Raw genomic sequence first — 19069 nt, 5'->3', positions numbered from 1 at the left:
GCTGTCGGTTTTTTTGTGGGCGGTGGTTATTTGATCAACCGCAACGTCCACGGATAACGATAAGCCACACCCTTGTTGGCCTTGATGCCCCCAATGATCGTCATCACCACCGCGCCGATCACCAGGACGGTCATCAACACGAAGCCGATCACGATAAAACCCAGCAGGAAGCAGACCGCCCAGGCTATGCCCACGGTGATCTGGAAATTCAGCGCTTCCTTGCCCTGATCATCAATGAACGGGTCCGTGTCCTTCTTCACCTGCCAGAGAATCAAAGGCCCCAGCAGGCTGCCGAACGGGAACATCAAGCCGAAAAACGCCGCGAAGTGACAGAGCATCGCCCACTGGCGAACTTCCTTGGACGGTGTCGGCAGCGGAAGTTGACTGTCACTCATGGCGTAGCTCCTTGGGGATGAATCAGTCGGCCAATGCGGCGTTCTGCAGTTCGAAGATCTCGGTCATGCCTTTCTGGGCCAATGCCAGCATGGCATTCAGGTCCGCCGGCTGGAATGGCGCGCCTTCGGCGGTACCCTGCACTTCGATGAAACCACCAGTGCTGGTCATCACCACGTTCAGGTCGGTCTCGGCAGCCGAATCTTCAAGATAGTCCAGATCCAGCACGGGCTCACTTTGATACATGCCTACCGATACAGCCGCGATCATCTGCTTGAGCGGATCGCCGCCTTTCAGGCCGCCACGCTTCTTGATGACTTTCAGCGCATCGACCAGGGCAACCATGGCGCCGGTGATGGATGCAGTGCGGGTGCCGCCGTCGGCCTGGATCACGTCGCAGTCGACGTACAGGGTCACGTCGCCCAGCTTGGACATGTCCAGCGCAGCGCGCAGGGAACGACCGATCAGGCGCTGGATTTCCAGGGTGCGGCCGCCTTGCTTGCCACGGCTGGCTTCACGCTGGTTACGCTCGCCGGTGGCGCGCGGCAGCATGCCGTATTCGGCGGTCAACCAACCCTGGCCCTGGCCCTTGAGGAAACGCGGCACGCCGTTTTCGACGCTGACGGTGCAGATAACCTTGGTATCGCCAAACTCGACCAGTACAGATCCCTCGGCGTGTTTGGTGTAGTTGCGGGTGATGCGGATCGAGCGGAGCTGATCGGCAGCGCGACCACTTGGACGTTTCATAGGGGATACCTGTACGGAGGACGAAAAACTGCCGAGCATTATAGAGCCGCCAGCCCTGATCGGCACTTCTAAAAAATCCTGTTACAAACCCGGGGCCCGAAGCCACTGTTTGGGGCCACCCGTCCCGTTGAGCTACAATCCTGCGCCTTCGCAGCCTGTCGGCTCCAATCTACCCATCAGCCCGCCTGTTTGCGGGACTGCATCGCGAGGTACCTCCATGGTGCACAGCATGACCGCCTTCGCCCGCGTCGAAAAAGCCGGCGTCCAAGGCACCCTGAGCTGGGAATTGCGCTCGGTCAACAGCCGCTACCTGGAGCCGCACCTGCGCCTGCCGGAATCGTTTCGCGACCTCGAAGGCGCGGTCCGTGAAGCACTGCGCCAGGGCATTTCCCGCGGCAAGCTGGAATGCACCCTGCGCTTCACCGAGGAAACCACCGGCAAGCCATTGCAGGTGGATCGCGAGCGCGCCGCCCAATTGGTCGCCGCCGCCGAAACCATCGCCAGCCTTATCAAACAGCCTGCCGCCATCAATCCGCTGGAAGTCCTGGCCTGGCCCGGCGTGCTGGTGGCCGACGCCACTGACCCACAGGCGCTGAACGCCGAGGCCCTGGCCCTGTTCAATCAAGGCTTGAAAGAACTCAAGGCCGGCCGCGAGCGCGAAGGCGCCGAACTGGCCCGCCTGATCAGCGACCGCCTGACCTCCATCGAAGAAGACGTGGTCACCCTGCGCGAACTGGTGCCGCAGATGCTTGCTACCCAGCGCCAGAAGGTCCTGGATCGCTTCGCCGACATGCAGGCCGAGCTGGACCCGGTGCGCCTGGAGCAAGAGATGGTGCTGCTGGCACAAAAGAGCGACGTCGCCGAAGAGCTCGACCGCCTGAGCACCCACATCCTGGAAGTGCGCCGCGTGCTCAAGTCTGCCGGTGCCGCCGGTCGGCGCCTGGACTTCCTGATGCAGGAACTCAACCGCGAAGCCAATACACTGGGCTCCAAAGCCTTTGATCCGCGCAGCACCCAGGCTGCGGTCAACCTCAAAGTGTTGATCGAGCAAATGCGCGAACAAGTACAGAATATCGAGTAAGGCACCCTGACATGACCCACAGCACCGGCACCCTTTACATCATTTCTGCCCCATCGGGCGCGGGCAAAAGCAGCCTGGTCAAAGCCCTGACCGACGCTGACGAGCAGATCCGCATCTCGGTGTCCCACACCACCCGCGCCATGCGCCCGGGTGAAGTGAACGGCGTGCACTACCACTTCGTCGAGCGCACCGAGTTCGTCAAGATGATCGAGCACGGTGATTTCCTCGAGCGCGCCGAAGTCTTCGGCAACCTCTACGGCACCTCCCAAAGCCACCTGCAGCAGACCCTGGACGAAGGCCACGACCTGATCCTGGAAATCGACTGGCAGGGCGCCGAGCAAGTGCGCCAACTGATGCCCAAAGCCCGCTCGATCTTCATCCTGCCGCCGTCTTTGGAAGCGTTGCACCAGCGCCTGACCAATCGCGGCCAGGACAGCGACGAGATCATCGAAGGCCGCATGCGCGAAGCCGTCAGTGAAATGAGCCACTACGTCGACTACGACTACCTGATCATCAACGACGATTTCGCTCACGCACTGGACGATCTGAAGGCGATTTTCCGCGCCAATCAGCTCCAGCAAAAGCGTCAGCAGCAGCGTTTCGGCAAATTGTTGGCCGAACTGCTCGGCTGATTGGCTCTTCCCAAAACCGCTGCAAGGGCTTTACATTGGCACTTGTAGCGCGTTTGCGATGGCCTGCGAAAAATCAGCGCTTCCCTAAACGCTGGTGATTTTTTAAACTGTTCAGTCCGCTCGCCCAACCGGGCAGCGCGCATATTGCATTCGCTCCGAGGAATACCATGGCCCGCGTAACCGTTGAAGACTGCCTAGAACACGTGGATAACCGCTTTGAGCTGGTCATGCTCTCTACCAAGCGTGCCCGTCAACTGGCTACTGGCGGCAAAGAGCCTCTGGTCCAGTGGGAAAACGACAAGCCTACCGTTGTAGCCCTGCGTGAAATCGCTGAAGGCCTGATGAGCTACGAGTTCATCGCCAACGCCGAAATCGTTGAAGACGAACCGCTGTTTGCAGCGTTCGAGGACGAGTCCAACGAGGCCGTCTAAGCCTATGCCTGGTCGACGTAGCACGGCGCGGGGTCACAGCCAACGGCAGGAGTTAATACTTTGCCGAGCATAGACGCCCTCGCCGATCGCTTATCGACCTACCTCGGCCCAGACCAGGTCAACCTGGTCCGCCGAGCGTATTTCTACGCCGAACAAGCCCACGACGGCCAACGCCGCCGCAGTGGCGAGGCGTATGTCACGCATCCTCTTGCCGTGGCAAACATTCTTGCCGACATGCACATGGACCATCAGAGTTTGATGGCCGCGATGCTGCATGACGTGATCGAAGACACCGGCATTGCCAAGGAAGCGCTCAGCGCGCAATTTGGCGAAACCGTGGCCGAACTGGTCGACGGGGTCAGCAAACTGACCCAGATGAACTTCGAAACCAAGGCCGAAGCCCAAGCGGAAAACTTCCAGAAGATGGCCATGGCCATGGCCCGGGACATCCGCGTGATCCTGGTAAAGCTGGCCGACCGGCTGCATAACATGCGCACGCTGGAAGTGCTCTCCGGCGAAAAACGCCGGCGCATCGCCAAGGAAACCCTGGAAATCTACGCGCCCATCGCCAACCGGCTGGGCATGCACGCCATTCGTATCGAGTTCGAAGACCTAGGCTTTAAAGCCATGCACCCGATGCGTTCTGCGCGCATCTACCAGGCAGTGAAACGCGCCCGGGGCAACCGCAAGGAAATCGTCAACAAGATCGAAGAGTCCCTGAGCCACTGCCTGGCGATCGATGAGATCGAGGGCGAAGTCAGCGGCCGGCAGAAACACATCTACGGCATCTACAAGAAGATGCGCGGCAAGCGTCGGGCCTTCAACGAGATCATGGACGTGTACGCGTTCCGGATCATCGTCGACAAGGTCGATACCTGTTACCGCGTGCTGGGCGCTGTGCATAATTTGTACAAACCCCTGCCGGGGCGCTTCAAGGACTACATCGCAATTCCCAAGGCCAACGGCTATCAGTCGCTGCATACCACGCTGTTTGGCATGCACGGGGTGCCAATCGAGATCCAGATTCGCACCCGCGAAATGGAAGAGATGGCCAACAACGGCATCGCCGCCCATTGGCTGTACAAATCCACCGGCGACGAGCAGCCGAAAGGTACGCATGCCCGCGCCCGCCAGTGGGTCAAGGGCGTGCTGGAAATGCAGCAACGTGCCGGCAACTCCCTGGAATTTATCGAAAGCGTGAAGATCGACCTGTTCCCGGACGAGGTCTACGTGTTCACGCCCAAAGGCCGGATCATGGAGCTGCCCAAAGGCTCCACCGCGGTCGACTTTGCCTACGCGGTGCACACCGACGTGGGTAACAGCTGCATAGCCTGTCGGATCAATCGTCGACTGGCCCCGCTGTCGGAACCGCTGCAAAGCGGCTCCACGGTGGAGATCGTCAGCGCACCGGGCGCACGCCCGAACCCGGCGTGGCTGAACTTTGTGGTCACCGGCAAGGCCCGCACCCATATCCGTCACGCCCTGAAACTGCAGCGCCGCTCCGAGTCCATCAGCCTGGGCGAACGCCTGCTGAACAAGGTGCTCAACGGCTTCGACAGCTCCCTGGACAAGATCCCGACCGAGCGCGTGCAGGCGATGCTCCACGAGTACCGCCAGGAACTGATCGAAGACTTGCTGGAAGACATCGGCTTGGGCAACCGCATGGCCTATGTGGTCGCCCGTCGCCTGCTGGGCGAAGGCGAACAGCTGCCAAGCCCCGAAGGCCCGCTGGCGATTCGCGGCACCGAAGGCCTGGTGCTCAGCTACGCCAAGTGCTGCACGCCGATCCCGGGTGACCCGATTGTCGGCCATTTGTCCGCCGGCAAAGGCATGGTGGTGCACCTGGACAACTGCCGCAATATCAGTGAAATCCGCCATAACCCCGAGAAATGCATCCAGCTTTCGTGGGCCAAGGATGTCACCGGCGAATTCAACGTCGAGCTGCGGGTCGAGCTGGAACACCAGCGCGGCCTGATCGCCCTGCTGGCCAGCAGCGTCAATGCGGCCGACGGCAATATCGAGAAAATCAGCATGGACGAACGCGATGGTCGCATCAGCGTGGTCCAACTGGTGGTCAGCGTGCACGACCGCGTGCACCTGGCCCGCGTGATCAAGAAACTGCGCGCCCTGACCGGGGTCATCCGCATCACCCGCATGCGCGCCTAGCCCATTCATTACAAGGAGTCATTCATGACCAAGACTGTTATCACCAGCGACAAGGCACCAGCAGCAATCGGTACTTACTCCCAGGCGATCAAGGCGGGCAATACCGTCTACATGTCCGGCCAGATTCCACTGGACCCAAAAACCATGGAGCTGGTTGAAGGCTTTGAAGCCCAGACCATCCAGGTCTTCGAAAACCTGAAGTCGGTTGCCGAAGCTGCAGGCGGTTCGTTCAAGGACATCGTCAAACTGAACATCTTCCTCACCGACCTGAGCCACTTCGCCAAGGTCAACGAGATCATGGGCAAGTACTTCGAACAGCCGTACCCAGCACGCGCCGCCATCGGCGTTGCCGCCCTGCCAAAGGGCGCGCAGGTTGAGATGGACGCCATTCTGGTCATCGAATAAAACATCCGGCGCAGCGCTTCCACGGGAAGGCTGCGCCGAATTGGTTTTTGGAAGGATTTCGTAATGCGCAAAGCGCTCGTTGCCTCTTCGTTGCTCGCCCTGTTGCTCGGCGGCTGCGCCAGCAATCCCGCCGACCTGGATGTGAGCGGCACCTGGATCAACCAGGCCGCCATCGACGCAGCAGCCAAGGGCGGCCCTTTGCGTGAAGCCCTGCAGAGCTACGGTCCGAACCTCGAATGGGAGGTGAACACCAAAGCGTCTCAGGCACGCTACTACAACGGTTTTGAAGTAGCTGAAGGCAAGTTGCTGGGTGAAAAATCCGGCGCCTGGAGCGTCGATTTCTACGGCAGCTCCGCCACTGAACTCAAGCGTAAAGGCAAACAACTGCTGCAAGGGGCCAATGACAACGAGCCCGAGCAGCTATTTGCCCGTGCCAAGGACCCAGCTCCCGAAGGCGCGCCGCTCGGTGCTAACTTCGAGCGCACCCTGTACGCAGCCTATATGGGCGGCACCTGGAAAATCAGCAGCGGTAATGGCGAAGGCGCGACCGTGCAGTTCCAGGCCAATGGCCAGGTAACCGGCTTGCCCGGCGCTGATCAGTACTCGCTGTGCCTGGCGGGCGATTGCGCCTCCATGAGTGGCGGCTACGACAGCATCTGGCTGCAACTGAACGGCCAGGGCAACCCGTGGATCTTTGCGCGCAAGGGCAAGCAACTGGAGATCTTCCAGGCGATCAACACCGCCCAGGCCGACGAAGTACCCTCGTTTACCCCCGGGCCGCGACAGTGGTTACTGGAAAAACAGTGATACAGAAACAGGCTCCTGCTTTCTGTAGGAGCTGGCTTGCTCGCGAAGGACGTCCACGGTAACGCTGGCATCCTGAATTAACGCGGGGTCTTTGCGTTTTTCGCGAGCAAGCTCGCTCCTACATCAGGCCCCATGTTTTTTACCGTCCAGGGATTGCCCCATGCGCACATTACTTGTCCTTAGCCTGATTCTGCTGGGCGGCTGCACCCATGCGCCGCAGCCAACCGACATCAGCGGACTATGGATCAACCAGGCAGCCATCGATTCGGCTGCCCAAGGCAGGCCCTTGCTGCGAGCCATTGATGCGCATGGCTTAAATCTGGAATGGAACATCGACACCCGCAGCAACAAGGCGCAAGTCAGCAATGCGTTCGAACTGGGCGAAGGGCAATTGCAGCAAACGGCGCCGGGTGTATGGACCGTCGACTACAACGGTCATGGCACCGATGAACTGCAATTGGATGGCAACCAACTGATTCAGCAGACCACAAAAAATTACGCAGCCCAACGCTTCACCCGCCCCGCCCAACCCGCCGCAGTGGACGCCCAGTGGGGTACGACGTTCAGACGTGCGTTGAACTCGGCCTATGTGGGTGGCCAGTGGAAAATCATTGAAGGCCAGGGCACCGGGAACATCGTAGTGTTCAACGCTGACGGCAGCGTATCCGGCCTGGCGCAAAACAACCGGTACGAGTTATGCCTGGGAGGCGATTGTGCTACTCAAGGGGCTGGCAATGACACCCTCTACCTGGGCAAGGGCGATGTGGGACACAGCTGGATTTTTGTCCGCTACGGCAAACAACTGGAGATTCTCCAGGCGATCAATCAGTCGCAACCGGATGAAATCCCACAGCTCACTCCAGGCCCACGCCAATGGCTGCTGGAAAAACAGTGACGCAAAAAAAGGAGCCCTTGGGCTCCTTTTTCTTTAGGTCGCGATCAACCTTCAAGAATCGCTGCGTACCCTTCGCGATAACTTGGGTATCGCGGCACCCAGCCCAACGCCTTCGCCCGGGCGTTACTGCACCGCTTGCTGCCGGCCCGTCGCACGCTGGCGTCTGCGGCCCATTCGGTTACGCCGAGGTACTCACGCAGCCAGTCCACCACCTCGGCCAATGGTGCGGGAGCATCGTCGACGCCGATGTAGCAGTTGTCCAGTGCGCCACCCTGCTCCACATGAAGCAACAAAAACGCCAGCAGGCCTGCTGCATCGTCAACGTGAATCCGGTTGCCATATAAAGGTGGGTCAATCGTCACGCGATAGCCTTCACGCACCTGGGTCGACAACCGTTCACGGCCCGGCCCATAGATACCGGTAAGGCGCACGACACTGGCGGGAATCCCGCTATCCAACGCCACTTGCTCGGCTTCCAGCATCACTTGTCCGGAATAACCGCCCGCCTGGGTCGCGGAGCTTTCGTCGACCCACTCACCGTTCTGCTGCCCATACACACTGCTACTGGACACAAACAGCAAGTGCTTAGGTTCTTGGCCGTAGTCGTTCAACCATTCCAGCACATGCTGCAACCCTTGCACGTACGCGGCGCGATAGCCTGCTTCGTCGTGATCGGTGGCCGCCGCGCAATACACCAGGTAATCCACCCCGCCCACCGGCCAGGTGTCGGGGCAATCTTCTTTGAACAGGTCGCCGGCAATCCCGATCACGCCCTCGGGAAGGCGCGAGACATCCCGCCGCAGGCCATGAACCTCCCAGCCCTTGGCCAGCAATTGGGTGGCCAGACGGCTACCGACATCGCCGCAACCGGCAATCACCACAGAAGGCGCAGACATCACAAAACTCCATTCTTAAAGGTCAAGATTAGCCCCCACAGATGACCAGCGGCCAGCAAAACGACAAATAAAGTATCCGTATTGCTTCTGTTAACAAGAATTACTTGCAATAATAACCGCCCTTTTGTCCTCGACCCGATACGGTCTGGAAGGACACCCACTCATTCTTTCTCTCAGGTCCGGCCAGCATGACACGCAATAAATTCCCCGCTTCGCCAACCAAGCCTCACAGCCCATCCCGCGCCTGGCGTGCGATAGCTGCAGTGCTGTTCAGCGTTCTGCTGGCTCCGACCGCCGCGTTCGCCGATAACACCGCACCAGCCACCCCGCCTGCTGCCACTGCGCCAGCCCCCGAGCAAAATGCTCCTGCGCCAGCCGCCGCACCCGCTGCCACCGACCCAGCCCTGGCCGCCGAAGGCGCACCGGCTGACGATTCCGGCGTCGTGCTGGAAGAAGACAACAGCCTGGGCATGGCCCACGACCTGTCGCCCTGGGGCATGTACCAGAACGCTGACATCATCGTGAAGATCGTGATGATCGGCCTGGCCATCGCCTCGATCATCACCTGGACAATCTGGATCGCCAAGGGCTTCGAGCTGCTGGGCGCCAAGCGTCGCCTGCGCACTGAAATCGTCCACCTGAAAAAAGCCACCACCCTTAAAGAAGCCAGCGAAAGCGCGGCGAAGAAGGGCACCCTGGCACACCTGCTGGTTCACGACGCACTCGAAGAGATGCGCCTGTCCGCCAACACCCGTGAAAAAGAAGGCATCAAGGAGCGTGTCAGCTTCCGTCTTGAGCGCCTGGTTGCCGCCTGCGGTCGCAACATGAGCAACGGCACCGGCGTGCTGGCCACCATCGGTTCCACCGCGCCCTTCGTCGGCCTGTTCGGTACCGTGTGGGGCATCATGAACAGCTTCATCGGCATCGCCAAAACCCAGACCACCAACCTCGCCGTCGTGGCTCCCGGCATCGCCGAAGCCCTGCTGGCAACGGCACTGGGCCTGGTTGCCGCGATTCCTGCGGTAGTCATCTACAACGTCTTCGCCCGTTCGATCGCCGGCTACAAGGCCCAGGTATCAGACGCTTCGGCAGAAGTCCTGTTGCTGGTCAGCCGTGACCTCGATCACCTGCCTACCGAGCGCAGCTCGCAACCGCATATGGTGAAAGTGGGGTAATCGGCCATGGGCCTGCATTTGAATCAAGGCGACGACGAGCTCGTCGAGAACCACGAAATCAACGTCACGCCGTTTATCGACGTGATGCTGGTGCTGCTGATCATCTTCATGGTGGCCGCACCACTGGCCACTGTGGACATCAAGGTCGACCTGCCCGCCTCCAGCGCGAAACCTGCGCCGCGGCCGGAGAAACCGATATTCCTCAGCGTCAAGGCGGACCAACGTCTGTTCCTGGGCGAAGAAGAAGTCAAATCCGAAACCCTGGGCGCGGTGCTCGACGCCAAGACCCAGGGCAAGAAAGACACGACGATCTTCTTCCAGGCCGACAAGGGCGTGGACTACGGCGACCTGATGAGCGTGATGGATGCCCTGCGGGCAGCCGGCTACCTCAAGGTAGGCCTGGTCGGACTTGAGACGGCAGCCAAGAAATGATCACGACGCGCCACAAACTGACGCGTTATGGCACCAGCCTCGCCGTCGTGCTGGGCGTCCACGCCGTCGCGATCATCATCGCGCTCCAGTGGTCGGCGCCACATATGGTCCAGCTGCCTCCGGCGGCCATGGTTATCGACCTGGCACCGATGCCGGCGCCTCCACCTCCGGCCCCGCCGAAGGTGGTAACGCCGCCGCAACCGCCCGCGCCGGTGGAAGAGCTGCCATTGCCGAAACTGGCCGAGGCACCGAAGCCGACGATCCAGGTGCCAAAGCCGGTCAAACCCAAGCCAAAACCACAGCCGCCCAAGCCTGTGGAGAAGAAGCCCGATCCGCCCAAGGAGAAACCTTCCGAGGAGCCACCGAGCGAAACTCCGCAGAACAACGCGCCTACGGAGAAGTCCGCTCAGCCACAACCGGGCCCTTCACCGCAGCAGATCGCGGCCAAGGCCACCTGGGAAAGTACCCTGCTGGGCCACCTGCAGAAGTACAAGAAGTACCCGCCGGGCGCCCAGGCGCGTGGCAAGGAAGGTCTGAACCGCCTGCGTTTCGTGGTAGATGCCGACGGTAACGTACTGTCCTATGAACTGGTGGGCCGCTCTGGCAACGCCGATCTGGACCGCGCCACCCTCGACATGATTCGTCGCGCCCAGCCGCTGCCCAAGCCGCCGGCCGACATGTTGAAAGGCGGCAGCATCGAGATCGTTGCGCCGTTCGTTTACAACATCGAAAAACGTCGCCGGTAATCCTCTCCGTGGGCACTCTCGGGTGCCCACGGCTGCTACGTCTCCCTGCCTATCGCCGCAAGCTGAACCCCAGTTGAACAGGCCTCAACCTAACTTTATCTTCACTTGTAACATTTAAAGACAAAGCCAATCATCCGCGAATCGTTCTCATTAGCGGACATTCGGCATGCCCAACCTTGCCCGGCTGGCTCTTCTCCTACTGGCTTTTCCCGTCGCAGCGCAAGCGGATCAGTTGGTCACCCTGGTCATTCAAAACCACACCTTCAGCCCCTCGACGTTCGAGGTGCCGGCCGGGGAACGCTTTCGTATTCAACTCACCAGCCATGACGAAAGCGTCGATGAGTTCGAAAGCTATGACATGAAATTCGAAAAAATCATCGTCCCCGGCAACACCGTTACGGTGTTCGCCGGCCCGCTGCATCCCGGCACCTACACCTTCTTCGATGACTACCACCCGGACCAGGCCAAAGGCACGGTCACTGCGGTCGCGGCCAAGGAGTAAGCCATGCTGGCCTGTCTGTTAATCGTGTTTCGAGAAGTGCTGGAAGCCGGGATCGTGGTGGGGATTGTGATGGCCGCCACCCAAGGCCTGGCCAGACGCGGGCTGTTCATTGGTGGTGGAATCGCGGCCGGCGTACTCGGTGCCGGCGTCCTCGCGCTCTTTACCGGCGCAATCACCCAGGCGCTGCAAGGCTTCGGCCAGGAAATTTTCAACGCGGCCATTCTGGTGGTCGCCGTGGTGATGCTGGGCTGGCACAACCTGTGGATGGCCAGCCACGGTCGCGAGCTGGCGACCCAACTGCGCAGCGCCGGCAATGCCGTACTCAACGGCGAAAAATCACTCTGGGCCCTGGCCGTAGTGATTACCGTCGCCGTACTGCGCGAAGGCTCGGAAATCGTGCTGTTCCTTTACGGCATCGCCGCGTCGAGCCAGGCAGACCCGCTCTCGATGCTGACCGGCGGCGTGCTCGGCATCGCTGCCGGGGCCGCGTTGTCCTGGCTGATGTACCGCGGCCTGGTCGCCATCAGCCTCAAGCGCCTGTTCTCGATTACCGGCTGGATGATCGCCTTGCTCGCCGCCGGCATGGCCGGCCGGGCCGCCGCGATCCTTGCCGGTATCGACCTGATTCCCGCCTGTGGCTACCAGCTCTGGGACACCTCCTGGCTGGTCTCCGATGGCAGCCTCACAGGCCGGGCACTGACCGCGCTGGTGGGCTACACCGACCGGCCACTGGGCGTCCAGTTGGTTGCCTGGTCCGTCACCCTCGCGCTCCTGGTGCTGGGTAACCGCTTACTGCATTCACGCGCGACACAATCACCTTAACCGCCCCAGGAGCCCCACCATGAAACCTCTGCGCAATCCCTTGGCCGCCGCACTGCTGCTTGTCAGCGCCGTGGCCGCTTCCTCCCTCGCCCAGGCCCGCGAATACCCGATCGGCGGGCCAGTCCAGATCAACGATATGGAGATCGCCTCTTCCTATCTGGTGGGCATCGAAATGGCGCCCATGCCGCCGGGCATGGTGATGAGCAAGGACTCGGTGCACCTTGAAACGGACGTGCACGCCACCGCCGACAACAAGTACGGCCTGTCCAACGGTGAGTGGGTGCCCTACCTGACCATCAGCTACTCGCTGGTCAAGCAAGGTTCGCCCGACTACAAGGAAATCGGTACGTTGCTGCCGATGGTGGCCAAAGACGGCGCTCACTACGCGAACAACGTGAAGATGGACGGCCCCGGCACCTACACCGTGGTATTGCGCTATGAAAGCCCGCAAATCAAAGGTTTCTTCCACCATGTGGACAAGGAAACCGGCGTGCCTGACTGGTGGGCTCCCTTCACCGAAACCTTCACCTTCAAGTACCCGCAGAAGTGAAATACCGGGCCGTGATACTCGATTAACCAGTGTCGTGGCCCCTACGCTGTCTGATAACGTGCGTCTATCGATTGCAGCCGGTATGCTTGGCCCGCAACCTCATGGACGCCCGCTATGACTCTTACAGAATTACGCTACATCGTTACCCTCGCCCAAGAGCAGCACTTCGGCCACGCGGCCGAGCGTTGCCACGTCAGCCAGCCGACGCTGTCGGTGGGTGTGAAGAAGCTTGAAGACGAACTCGGTGTGCTGATTTTCGAGCGCAGCAAAAGCGCCGTGCGCCTCACGCCCGTCGGCGAAGGCATCGTCGCCCAGGCCCAGAAGGTTCTGGAACAGGCCCAAAGCATTCGCGAGCTGGCCCAGGCCGGTAAAAACCAGCTGACCGCCCCGCTGAAAGTCGGCGCCATCTATACCGTCGGCCCGTACCTGTTTCCGCACTTGATTCCGCAACTGCACCGCGTCGCGCCGCAGATGCCGCTGTATATCGAAGAAAACTTCACCCACGTGCTGCGCGACAAACTGCGTAACGGCGAACTGGACGCGATCATCATCGCCCTGCCGTTCAACGAGGCAGACGTGCTGACCCTGCCGCTCTACGATGAGCCGTTCTACGTGCTGATGCCGGCGTCCCACCCGTGGACGCAAAAAGAAACCATCGACGCCGCCCTGCTCAACGACAAGAGCCTGCTGTTGCTGGGCGAAGGCCACTGCTTCCGCGACCAGGTGCTGGAAGCCTGCCCGACCCTGACCAAGGGCAATGACGGCGCCAAGCACACCACCGTGGAATCCAGCTCCCTGGAAACCATTCGCCATATGGTCGCTTCCGGCCTGGGTATTTCGATCCTGCCGCTGTCGGCGGTGGACAGCCATCACTACGCCCCCGGCGTGATCGCCGTGCGCCCACTGACGCCGCCGGTGCCGTTCCGTACCGTGGCGATCGCCTGGCGCGCCAGCTTTCCGCGACCGAAAGCGATTGAAATCCTCGCCGACTCGATCCGCCTGTGTTCGGTGGCCAAGCCGCCTGCTGCGAGCTAAGTAACGGTATGACTGAGCTGTCGCAGGTGTCGGTGACGGCACTCAAGGGTGTCGGGGAGGCCATGGCCGAGAAATTGGCCAAGGTCGGCCTGGAAAATCTCCAGGACGTGTTGTTCCACCTGCCCCTGCGTTACCAGGACCGCACCCGCGTGGTGCCCATCGGCCAACTGCGCCCGGGGCAGGACGCGGTGGTTGAAGGCACCGTCAGCGGCGCTGATGTGGTGATGGGCAAGCGCCGCAGCTTGGTCGTGCGCCTGCAAGACGGCACTGGCGGCCTGAGCCTGCGCTTCTACCATTTCAGCAACGCCCAGAAGGAAGGCCTCAAGCGTGGCACCCGCGTGCGTTGCTACGGTGAAGCCCGGCCCGGCGCTTCGGGGCTGGAAATCTACCACCCGGAATACCGCGCCATTACCGGCGACGAACCGCCGCCAGTGGACACCACCCTCACACCGATCTACCCGCTCACCGAAGGCCTGACCCAACAGCGCCTGCGCCAGTTGTGCATGCAAACCCTGACGATGCTCGGGCCAAAAAGCCTGCCCGACTGGCTGCCTCAGGAACTGGCCCGCGACTATCAATTGGCACCGCTGGATGATGCGATCCGCTATCTGCATCACCCGCCTGCCGACGCCGATGTCGACGAGTTGGCCCTCGGTCATCACTGGGCCCAGCATCGCCTGGCGTTCGAAGAACTGCTGACCCACCAACTGTCCCAGCAACGCCTGCGCGAGAGCATGCGTTCCCTGCGCGCGCCGGCGATGCCCAAGGCCACACGTCTTCCGGCTCAATATCTGGCCAACCTGGGGTTTGCACCGACGGGCGCCCAGCAACGGGTCGGCAACGAAATCGCCTACGACCTGAGCCAGAAAGAACCCATGCTGCGGCTGATCCAGGGCGACGTAGGCGCGGGTAAAACCGTGGTCGCCGCACTCGCCGCGCTGCAGGCCCTCGAAGCGGGTTATCAGGTTGCACTGATGGCGCCTACCGAGATTCTTGCCGAACAGCACTTCATCACCTTCAAGCGCTGGCTCGAACCACTGGGCCTGGAAGTCGCGTGGCTGGCCGGCAAGCTCAAGGGCAAGAACCGCGTATCGGCCCTGGAACAAATCGCCGCCGGCGCCCCGATGGTGGTGGGCACCCACGCGCTGTTCCAGGACGAAGTGAAGTTCAAGAACCTCGCGCTGGTGATCATCGACGAACAGCACCGCTTCGGCGTACAGCAGCGCCTGGCCCTGCGCCAGAAAGGCGTGGGCGGCCGCATGAGCCCGCACCAGTTGATCATGACCGCCACACCGATCCCGCGCACCCTGGCCATGAGCGCCTACGCTGACCTCGACACTTCGATCCTCGACGAACTGCCGCCGGGCCGAACGCCGGTCAACACGGTGCTGGTCACCGACACTCGCCGGGTCGAAGTGATCGAACGGGTGCGCGGTGCCTGTGCCGAAGGCCGTCAGGCGTATTGGGTGTGCACCCTGATCGAAGAGTCCGAAGAACTGACCTGCCAGGCTGCCGAAACCACCTATGAAGACCTCACCAGCGCCTTGGGCGAACTCAAGGTCGGGCTGATCCACGGCCGCATGAAGCCGGTGGAAAAGGCCGCGGTGATGGCCGAGTTCAAGGCCGGCAATTTGCAATTGCTGGTGGCGACCACCGTCATCGAAGTCGGCGTCGACGTGCCCAACGCCAGCCTGATGATCATCGAGAACCCCGAGCGCCTCGGTCTGGCCCAACTGCACCAATTACGTGGCCGTGTCGGCCGGGGCAGCGCTGCCAGCCATTGTGTGCTGCTGTACCACCCGCCGCTGTCGCAGATTGGCCGCCAGCGCCTGGGCATCATGCGTGAGACCAACGACGGTTTCGTGATCGCCGAAAAAGACCTCGAACTGCGCGGCCCCGGCGAAATGCTCGGCACCCGCCAGACCGGCCTGCTGCAATTCAAGGTCGCCGACCTGATGCGCGACGCCGACCTATTGCCCGCCGTGCGCGATGCTGCCCAAGCGTTGATCGAGCGCTGGCCGGAGCATGTCAGCCCGTTACTGGATCGCTGGCTCAGGCATGGGCAGCAATACGGCCAAGTGTGACGCTGGCCCACCGTAGGAGCGAGCTTGCTCGCGAAAAACCTGAGGGCGCCGCGTTGAATCAGGATGCCCGCATCATCGTTAACGACCTTCGCGAGCAAGCTCGCGCCTACACAGGCCTGCAATAGCCGACAGTGTCACAAACCGCACTTAGACGACCCTCACTCCTATCAAGCTGGTTATACTCCATTGACTGTAGGAAATTGGATTCAGGCCATGTCAGAAGTTGCCCTCGCCACAGCGCCGCCGACCGCCCCTTCGGTGATTCGGACGCTGCTTGCAAAGCTCGCTATCAGCTACACGGAAGTTGCCGAACGCCCTGGCCTGAACCCGGCACAAAAGGTTCAGGCAGTGTTGCTCGATGATGCCGTGGGTGCACTCATGGTGCTGTTTCCACAGAGTCAGCTGCTGGACCTCAATCGCCTGGCCGAACTTACCGGCCGCCGCCTCACGGCCGTGTCGCCGGAGCGCCTCGAGCGCATGCTCGGCAAACACAGCCTGAGCCTGCTGCCTGGCCTGCCGCCGCTCACCAGCTCGCCGTGCCTGTACGAAGAAAGCCTGTTGCGTGAGCCAACCGTGCTGGTGCACTCGGGCGAGGCCGGGCTGCTGCTGGAGATTTCCAGCGACGCCTTCAAGAGCATGCTGACCAAGGCCAGCGCCGCGCATTTCGGCGAGCCGCTGAGCAGCATCCGGCCGAACCTGGATCGCCCCAACGACGACCGCGAGGAAATCACCCAGGCGATGCAGGCGTTCACCGCCCGCCGTATCCAGCAGCGCCTGGAAGCGACCATCGAGATTCCCCCGCTGGCCGACACGGCGCAGAAGATCATCAAGCTGCGGGTCGACCCCAACGCCACCATCGACGACATCACCGGTGTGGTGGAAACCGACCCGGCCCTGGCCGCCCAAGTGGTGAGCTGGGCCGCATCGCCCTACTACGCCTCGCCGGGCAAGATTCGCTCGGTGGAAGACGCCATCGTGCGCGTGCTGGGCTTTGACCTGGTGATCAACCTTGCGCTGGGCCTGGCCCTGGGCAAGACCTTGAGCCTGCCCAAGGACCACCCGCAACAGGCCACGCCGTACTGGCACCAGTCGATCTACACCGCCGCGGTGATCGAAGGCCTGACCCGCGCCATGCCCCGCGCCCAGCGCCCGGAAGCCGGCCTGACCTACCTGGCCGGCCTGCTGCACAACTTCGGCTACCTGTTGCTGGCCCACGTCTTCCCGCCGCATTTCTCGCTGATCTGCCGGCACCTGGAGGTCAACCCGCACCTGTGCCACAGCTACATCGAACAGCACCTGCTGGGTATCAGCCGCGAGCAGATTGGTGCGTGGTTGATGCGTTACTGGGACATGCCGGACGAACTGTCCACGGCCCTGCGCTTCCAGCACGACCCGACCTACGACGGGCAATATGCGGAATACCCGAACCTGGTGTGCCTGGCCGTGCGCTTGTTGCGCAGCCGGGGGATCGGCTCCGGGCCGGACGAAGACATCCCGGACGAACTGCTTGAGCGCCTGGGGCTGACCCGGGACAAGGCAGAGGATGTGGTGGCTAAAGTGCTGGATGCGGAAACGTTGTTGCGCGAGTTGGCGTCGCAGTTCAGCCAAGGCTAAAACCTCAGCAGATCAATGTGGCGAGGGAGCTTGCTCCCGCTGGAGTGCGCAGCGCTCCCAAAAAAGCCGGGGGCCGCTTCGCAGCCCAGCGGGAGCAAGCTCCCTCGCCACAACAAGCATTTTCACCGCATAAGTTGTGGTGCAGCCATCAAGCCTTCGGCTTTTTCTTCGGCTTCAAATACTTGGTCAACCCCTGGAACCAGATCACCAGCGCCGGGTTGCCCTTGATCTGGATCGACTTGTCCTGAATCCCCGTCATGAACGCCAGTTGTTTGTTCTTCGCCTGCATCGTGGCGAAGCCGTAGGCGGCGTCCTTGAAGGCAATAGCAAACGCAGGCGCGGGATGAACACCCGAACGGCTGGTGATGCGCTGGTCTTTGACGATGAAGTGACGAGCAACCTTGCCGTCGAGGGTCTGCAGCTGGAACGCCAGGTCCTTGTCACCCAACTGCTGCTGGAACGCAGGGTTGGTGCGGCTGGCTTTGCCCATCAACAGGCCAAGCATCCAGAGAAGAAAACGAAATTTCATGCACACGGCCTCAGTGTAATTATTGGGTGGCCGCAGCAGTTTAACGATTTGCGCAAATAACGCTACCGATCTCCCGTTTTAGCAGGAGATCGGCTGGCGTTTACCGCTTATAGCAACAACTTTGCTTAGACGTTAGGGCAAGGAACCGGTGCCCAATCCGCCAGGTTTGGATCGCGGCAAGTGCCTTCGATCTGCGCTTTACCGGCGCTGGCAACCTGCTTGCTTTCAGCTTGCTTGGTTTGGGCGGTCTGGATGGTTTTCTCGGTCGCTACGGCTTCTTTCGGCACGGTTGGCAGCACCGGCTTCTTCGCGACTTTTACCGGCTTCTTGCCTTTGGCTGGCGTCACCACCGGCGTGGTATCGGCAGTCGCAACGGTTACGACGTCGGCACGTTGTACGCCCACTTGTTGCAGATCCTGCTCGTACGCCTGGGTGTAGTTGTTCAGGTCTTCGCTGGCCTTGCCGTTTACCGCGACGATCAGGTCGTTGGACTCTTTCAGGCCCGAGACGATTTCTGCCAGGCGCTTGCGGCCTTCGGTGTCGTTAACGGTCTTGGCCTTGCGGTCAGCCACAAGCTTGGTGAATGCGCTCTGATAGCACTGCTGGGACGCCTTGGCATACGCGGTGCTGCGATCAATGTCGGAAGCGCGCTTGTTGACGTCAGTGGCGTAGGAGGCGATGCGCTGGTTGTCATCGGTGATCTGCTTCTGGCGCTCGGTGTAGTAACCCGCTGCACCACCGGCCAGGGCGCCGCCCGCTGCGCCGATCGCGGCGTTGCGGCCACGCTTGTCGGAGTCGCCGGTCAGGGCGCCCAGCAAAGCACCACCGGCCGCACCGATTGCAGCGCCGGTGACTACCGACTTGGTCAGGTCCGAATCGGTAGCGCGCAGGTGCTGCACCGGCTCGTAGCAGTTCGGGTAGTACTCGACCTTGGTGGTCGAGGCGACCTTGTTGGTCGGCGACGTTGCGCAACCAGTCAGCACGGTGCTGAAACCAGCTGCGATCAACAGCAGATGACGCTTGGAAACCGCCTTACGGGAAAAAATCATCGTTGTGTTCTCTTTTAAGTTTGACTTGCCCAGCACGGCCCACCGCCGCCTGAGTCCTTTCCAAGCTCGCCATACAAC

At 61.3% G+C, this 19069-nt stretch carries 21 protein-coding genes; 16 read left to right on the top strand and 5 right to left on the bottom strand.

The features are described from left to right. Positions 1–26: 26 nt before the first annotated feature. Complete coding sequence (locus HBJ59_RS14940) at positions 27–395, bottom strand: DUF4870 domain-containing protein (protein ID WP_017476705.1); 369 nt, start codon at positions 393–395, stop codon at positions 27–29. A 22-nt stretch (positions 396–417) separates the two neighbouring features. Continuing rightward, complete coding sequence (rph, locus tag HBJ59_RS14935; RefSeq protein WP_167664000.1) at positions 418–1140, bottom strand: ribonuclease PH; 723 nt, start codon at positions 1138–1140, stop codon at positions 418–420. Positions 1141–1357: 217 nt separating this feature from the next. On the opposite strand from rph, the gene HBJ59_RS14930 reads away from it, so the two are divergent. The 7 genes from HBJ59_RS14930 (at position 1358) to HBJ59_RS14900 (ending at position 7557) form a co-directional block, all read left to right on the top strand. Next, positions 1358–2221 carry a YicC/YloC family endoribonuclease gene (locus tag HBJ59_RS14930; protein WP_093203689.1) on the top strand — a complete coding sequence of 288 codons (864 nt, stop codon included), beginning with the start codon at positions 1358–1360 and terminating at the stop codon, positions 2219–2221. Positions 2222–2232: 11 nt separating this feature from the next. Next, a complete protein-coding gene (gene gmk, locus HBJ59_RS14925) occupies positions 2233–2853 on the top strand; it encodes a guanylate kinase (protein ID WP_003213284.1) in 621 nt (206 codons plus the stop codon). A gap of 167 nt (positions 2854–3020) precedes the next feature. After that, entirely contained in the window at positions 3021–3284 is a 264-nt protein-coding gene (rpoZ, locus tag HBJ59_RS14920; protein WP_003176920.1) for a DNA-directed RNA polymerase subunit omega, read from the top strand. A 60-nt stretch (positions 3285–3344) separates the two neighbouring features. Beyond that, positions 3345–5450, top strand: coding sequence for a bifunctional GTP diphosphokinase/guanosine-3',5'-bis pyrophosphate 3'-pyrophosphohydrolase (gene spoT, locus HBJ59_RS14915; RefSeq protein WP_167663999.1), 2106 nt, complete (start codon positions 3345–3347; stop codon positions 5448–5450). Between the two features lie 24 nt (positions 5451–5474). Next, complete coding sequence (locus HBJ59_RS14910) at positions 5475–5855, top strand: RidA family protein (RefSeq protein WP_003213288.1); 381 nt, start codon at positions 5475–5477, stop codon at positions 5853–5855. A gap of 63 nt (positions 5856–5918) precedes the next feature. Then, positions 5919–6662 carry a hypothetical protein gene (locus HBJ59_RS14905; RefSeq protein ID WP_076013154.1) on the top strand — a complete coding sequence of 248 codons (744 nt, stop codon included), beginning with the start codon at positions 5919–5921 and terminating at the stop codon, positions 6660–6662. Positions 6663–6822: 160 nt separating this feature from the next. Next, positions 6823–7557, top strand: coding sequence for a hypothetical protein (locus HBJ59_RS14900; protein ID WP_076013155.1), 735 nt, complete (start codon positions 6823–6825; stop codon positions 7555–7557). A gap of 44 nt (positions 7558–7601) precedes the next feature. Here the strand turns inward: HBJ59_RS14900 and HBJ59_RS14895 are convergent, their stop codons facing one another. Next, complete coding sequence (locus HBJ59_RS14895; protein ID WP_167663998.1) at positions 7602–8453, bottom strand: NAD-dependent epimerase/dehydratase family protein; 852 nt, start codon at positions 8451–8453, stop codon at positions 7602–7604. A gap of 188 nt (positions 8454–8641) precedes the next feature. Between HBJ59_RS14895 and exbB the strand changes: the two genes are divergently transcribed. The 9 genes from exbB (at position 8642) to HBJ59_RS14850 (ending at position 17413) form a co-directional block, all read left to right on the top strand. Continuing rightward, a complete protein-coding gene (gene exbB, locus HBJ59_RS14890) occupies positions 8642–9628 on the top strand; it encodes a tonB-system energizer ExbB (protein ID WP_076013157.1) in 987 nt (328 codons plus the stop codon). 6 nt (positions 9629–9634) lie between these two features. Next, on the top strand, positions 9635–10060 hold the full coding sequence (exbD, locus tag HBJ59_RS14885) for a TonB system transport protein ExbD (protein WP_017476711.1): 426 nt from the start codon (positions 9635–9637) through the stop codon (positions 10058–10060). Continuing rightward, a complete protein-coding gene (locus HBJ59_RS14880; protein ID WP_076013158.1) occupies positions 10057–10806 on the top strand; it encodes an energy transducer TonB in 750 nt (249 codons plus the stop codon). The genes exbD and HBJ59_RS14880 overlap by 4 nt, the downstream gene beginning before the upstream one ends. A 166-nt stretch (positions 10807–10972) precedes the next feature. After that, positions 10973–11308, top strand: coding sequence for a cupredoxin domain-containing protein (locus HBJ59_RS14875; protein ID WP_076013159.1), 336 nt, complete (start codon positions 10973–10975; stop codon positions 11306–11308). Positions 11309–11311: 3 nt separating this feature from the next. Next, on the top strand, positions 11312–12130 hold the full coding sequence (locus HBJ59_RS14870) for an FTR1 family protein (RefSeq protein ID WP_167663997.1): 819 nt from the start codon (positions 11312–11314) through the stop codon (positions 12128–12130). 19 nt (positions 12131–12149) lie between these two features. Further along, positions 12150–12680, top strand: coding sequence for an iron transporter (locus tag HBJ59_RS14865; protein WP_076013161.1), 531 nt, complete (start codon positions 12150–12152; stop codon positions 12678–12680). 114 nt (positions 12681–12794) lie between these two features. After that, positions 12795–13715, top strand: coding sequence for a hydrogen peroxide-inducible genes activator (locus tag HBJ59_RS14860; RefSeq protein ID WP_017476716.1), 921 nt, complete (start codon positions 12795–12797; stop codon positions 13713–13715). 8 nt (positions 13716–13723) lie between these two features. Continuing rightward, a complete protein-coding gene (gene recG, locus HBJ59_RS14855) occupies positions 13724–15799 on the top strand; it encodes an ATP-dependent DNA helicase RecG (RefSeq protein WP_088422055.1) in 2076 nt (691 codons plus the stop codon). Between the two features lie 213 nt (positions 15800–16012). Beyond that, complete coding sequence (locus tag HBJ59_RS14850) at positions 16013–17413, top strand: aminoacyl-tRNA deacylase and HDOD domain-containing protein (RefSeq protein ID WP_076013163.1); 1401 nt, start codon at positions 16013–16015, stop codon at positions 17411–17413. Positions 17414–17561: 148 nt separating this feature from the next. On the opposite strand, the gene HBJ59_RS14845 is transcribed toward HBJ59_RS14850, so the two are convergent. Then, the gene (locus HBJ59_RS14845; protein ID WP_010168229.1) at positions 17562–17942 is read right to left on the bottom strand and encodes a hypothetical protein; all 381 of its coding nucleotides are present in this window, start codon (positions 17940–17942) and stop codon (positions 17562–17564) included. Between the two features lie 125 nt (positions 17943–18067). Continuing rightward, positions 18068–18991, bottom strand: coding sequence for a type VI secretion system-associated lipoprotein TagQ (gene tagQ, locus HBJ59_RS14840; protein WP_167663996.1), 924 nt, complete (start codon positions 18989–18991; stop codon positions 18068–18070). Positions 18992–19069: the final 78 nt, after the last annotated feature.

Origin of the sequence: Pseudomonas sp. AN3A02 (assembly GCF_011765255.1) — a bacterium.
Lineage (GTDB): Bacteria > Pseudomonadota > Gammaproteobacteria > Pseudomonadales > Pseudomonadaceae > Aquipseudomonas.
Note: the sequence above shows the minus strand (reverse complement) of the source record. Positions and strands in the feature narration are given on the sequence as shown.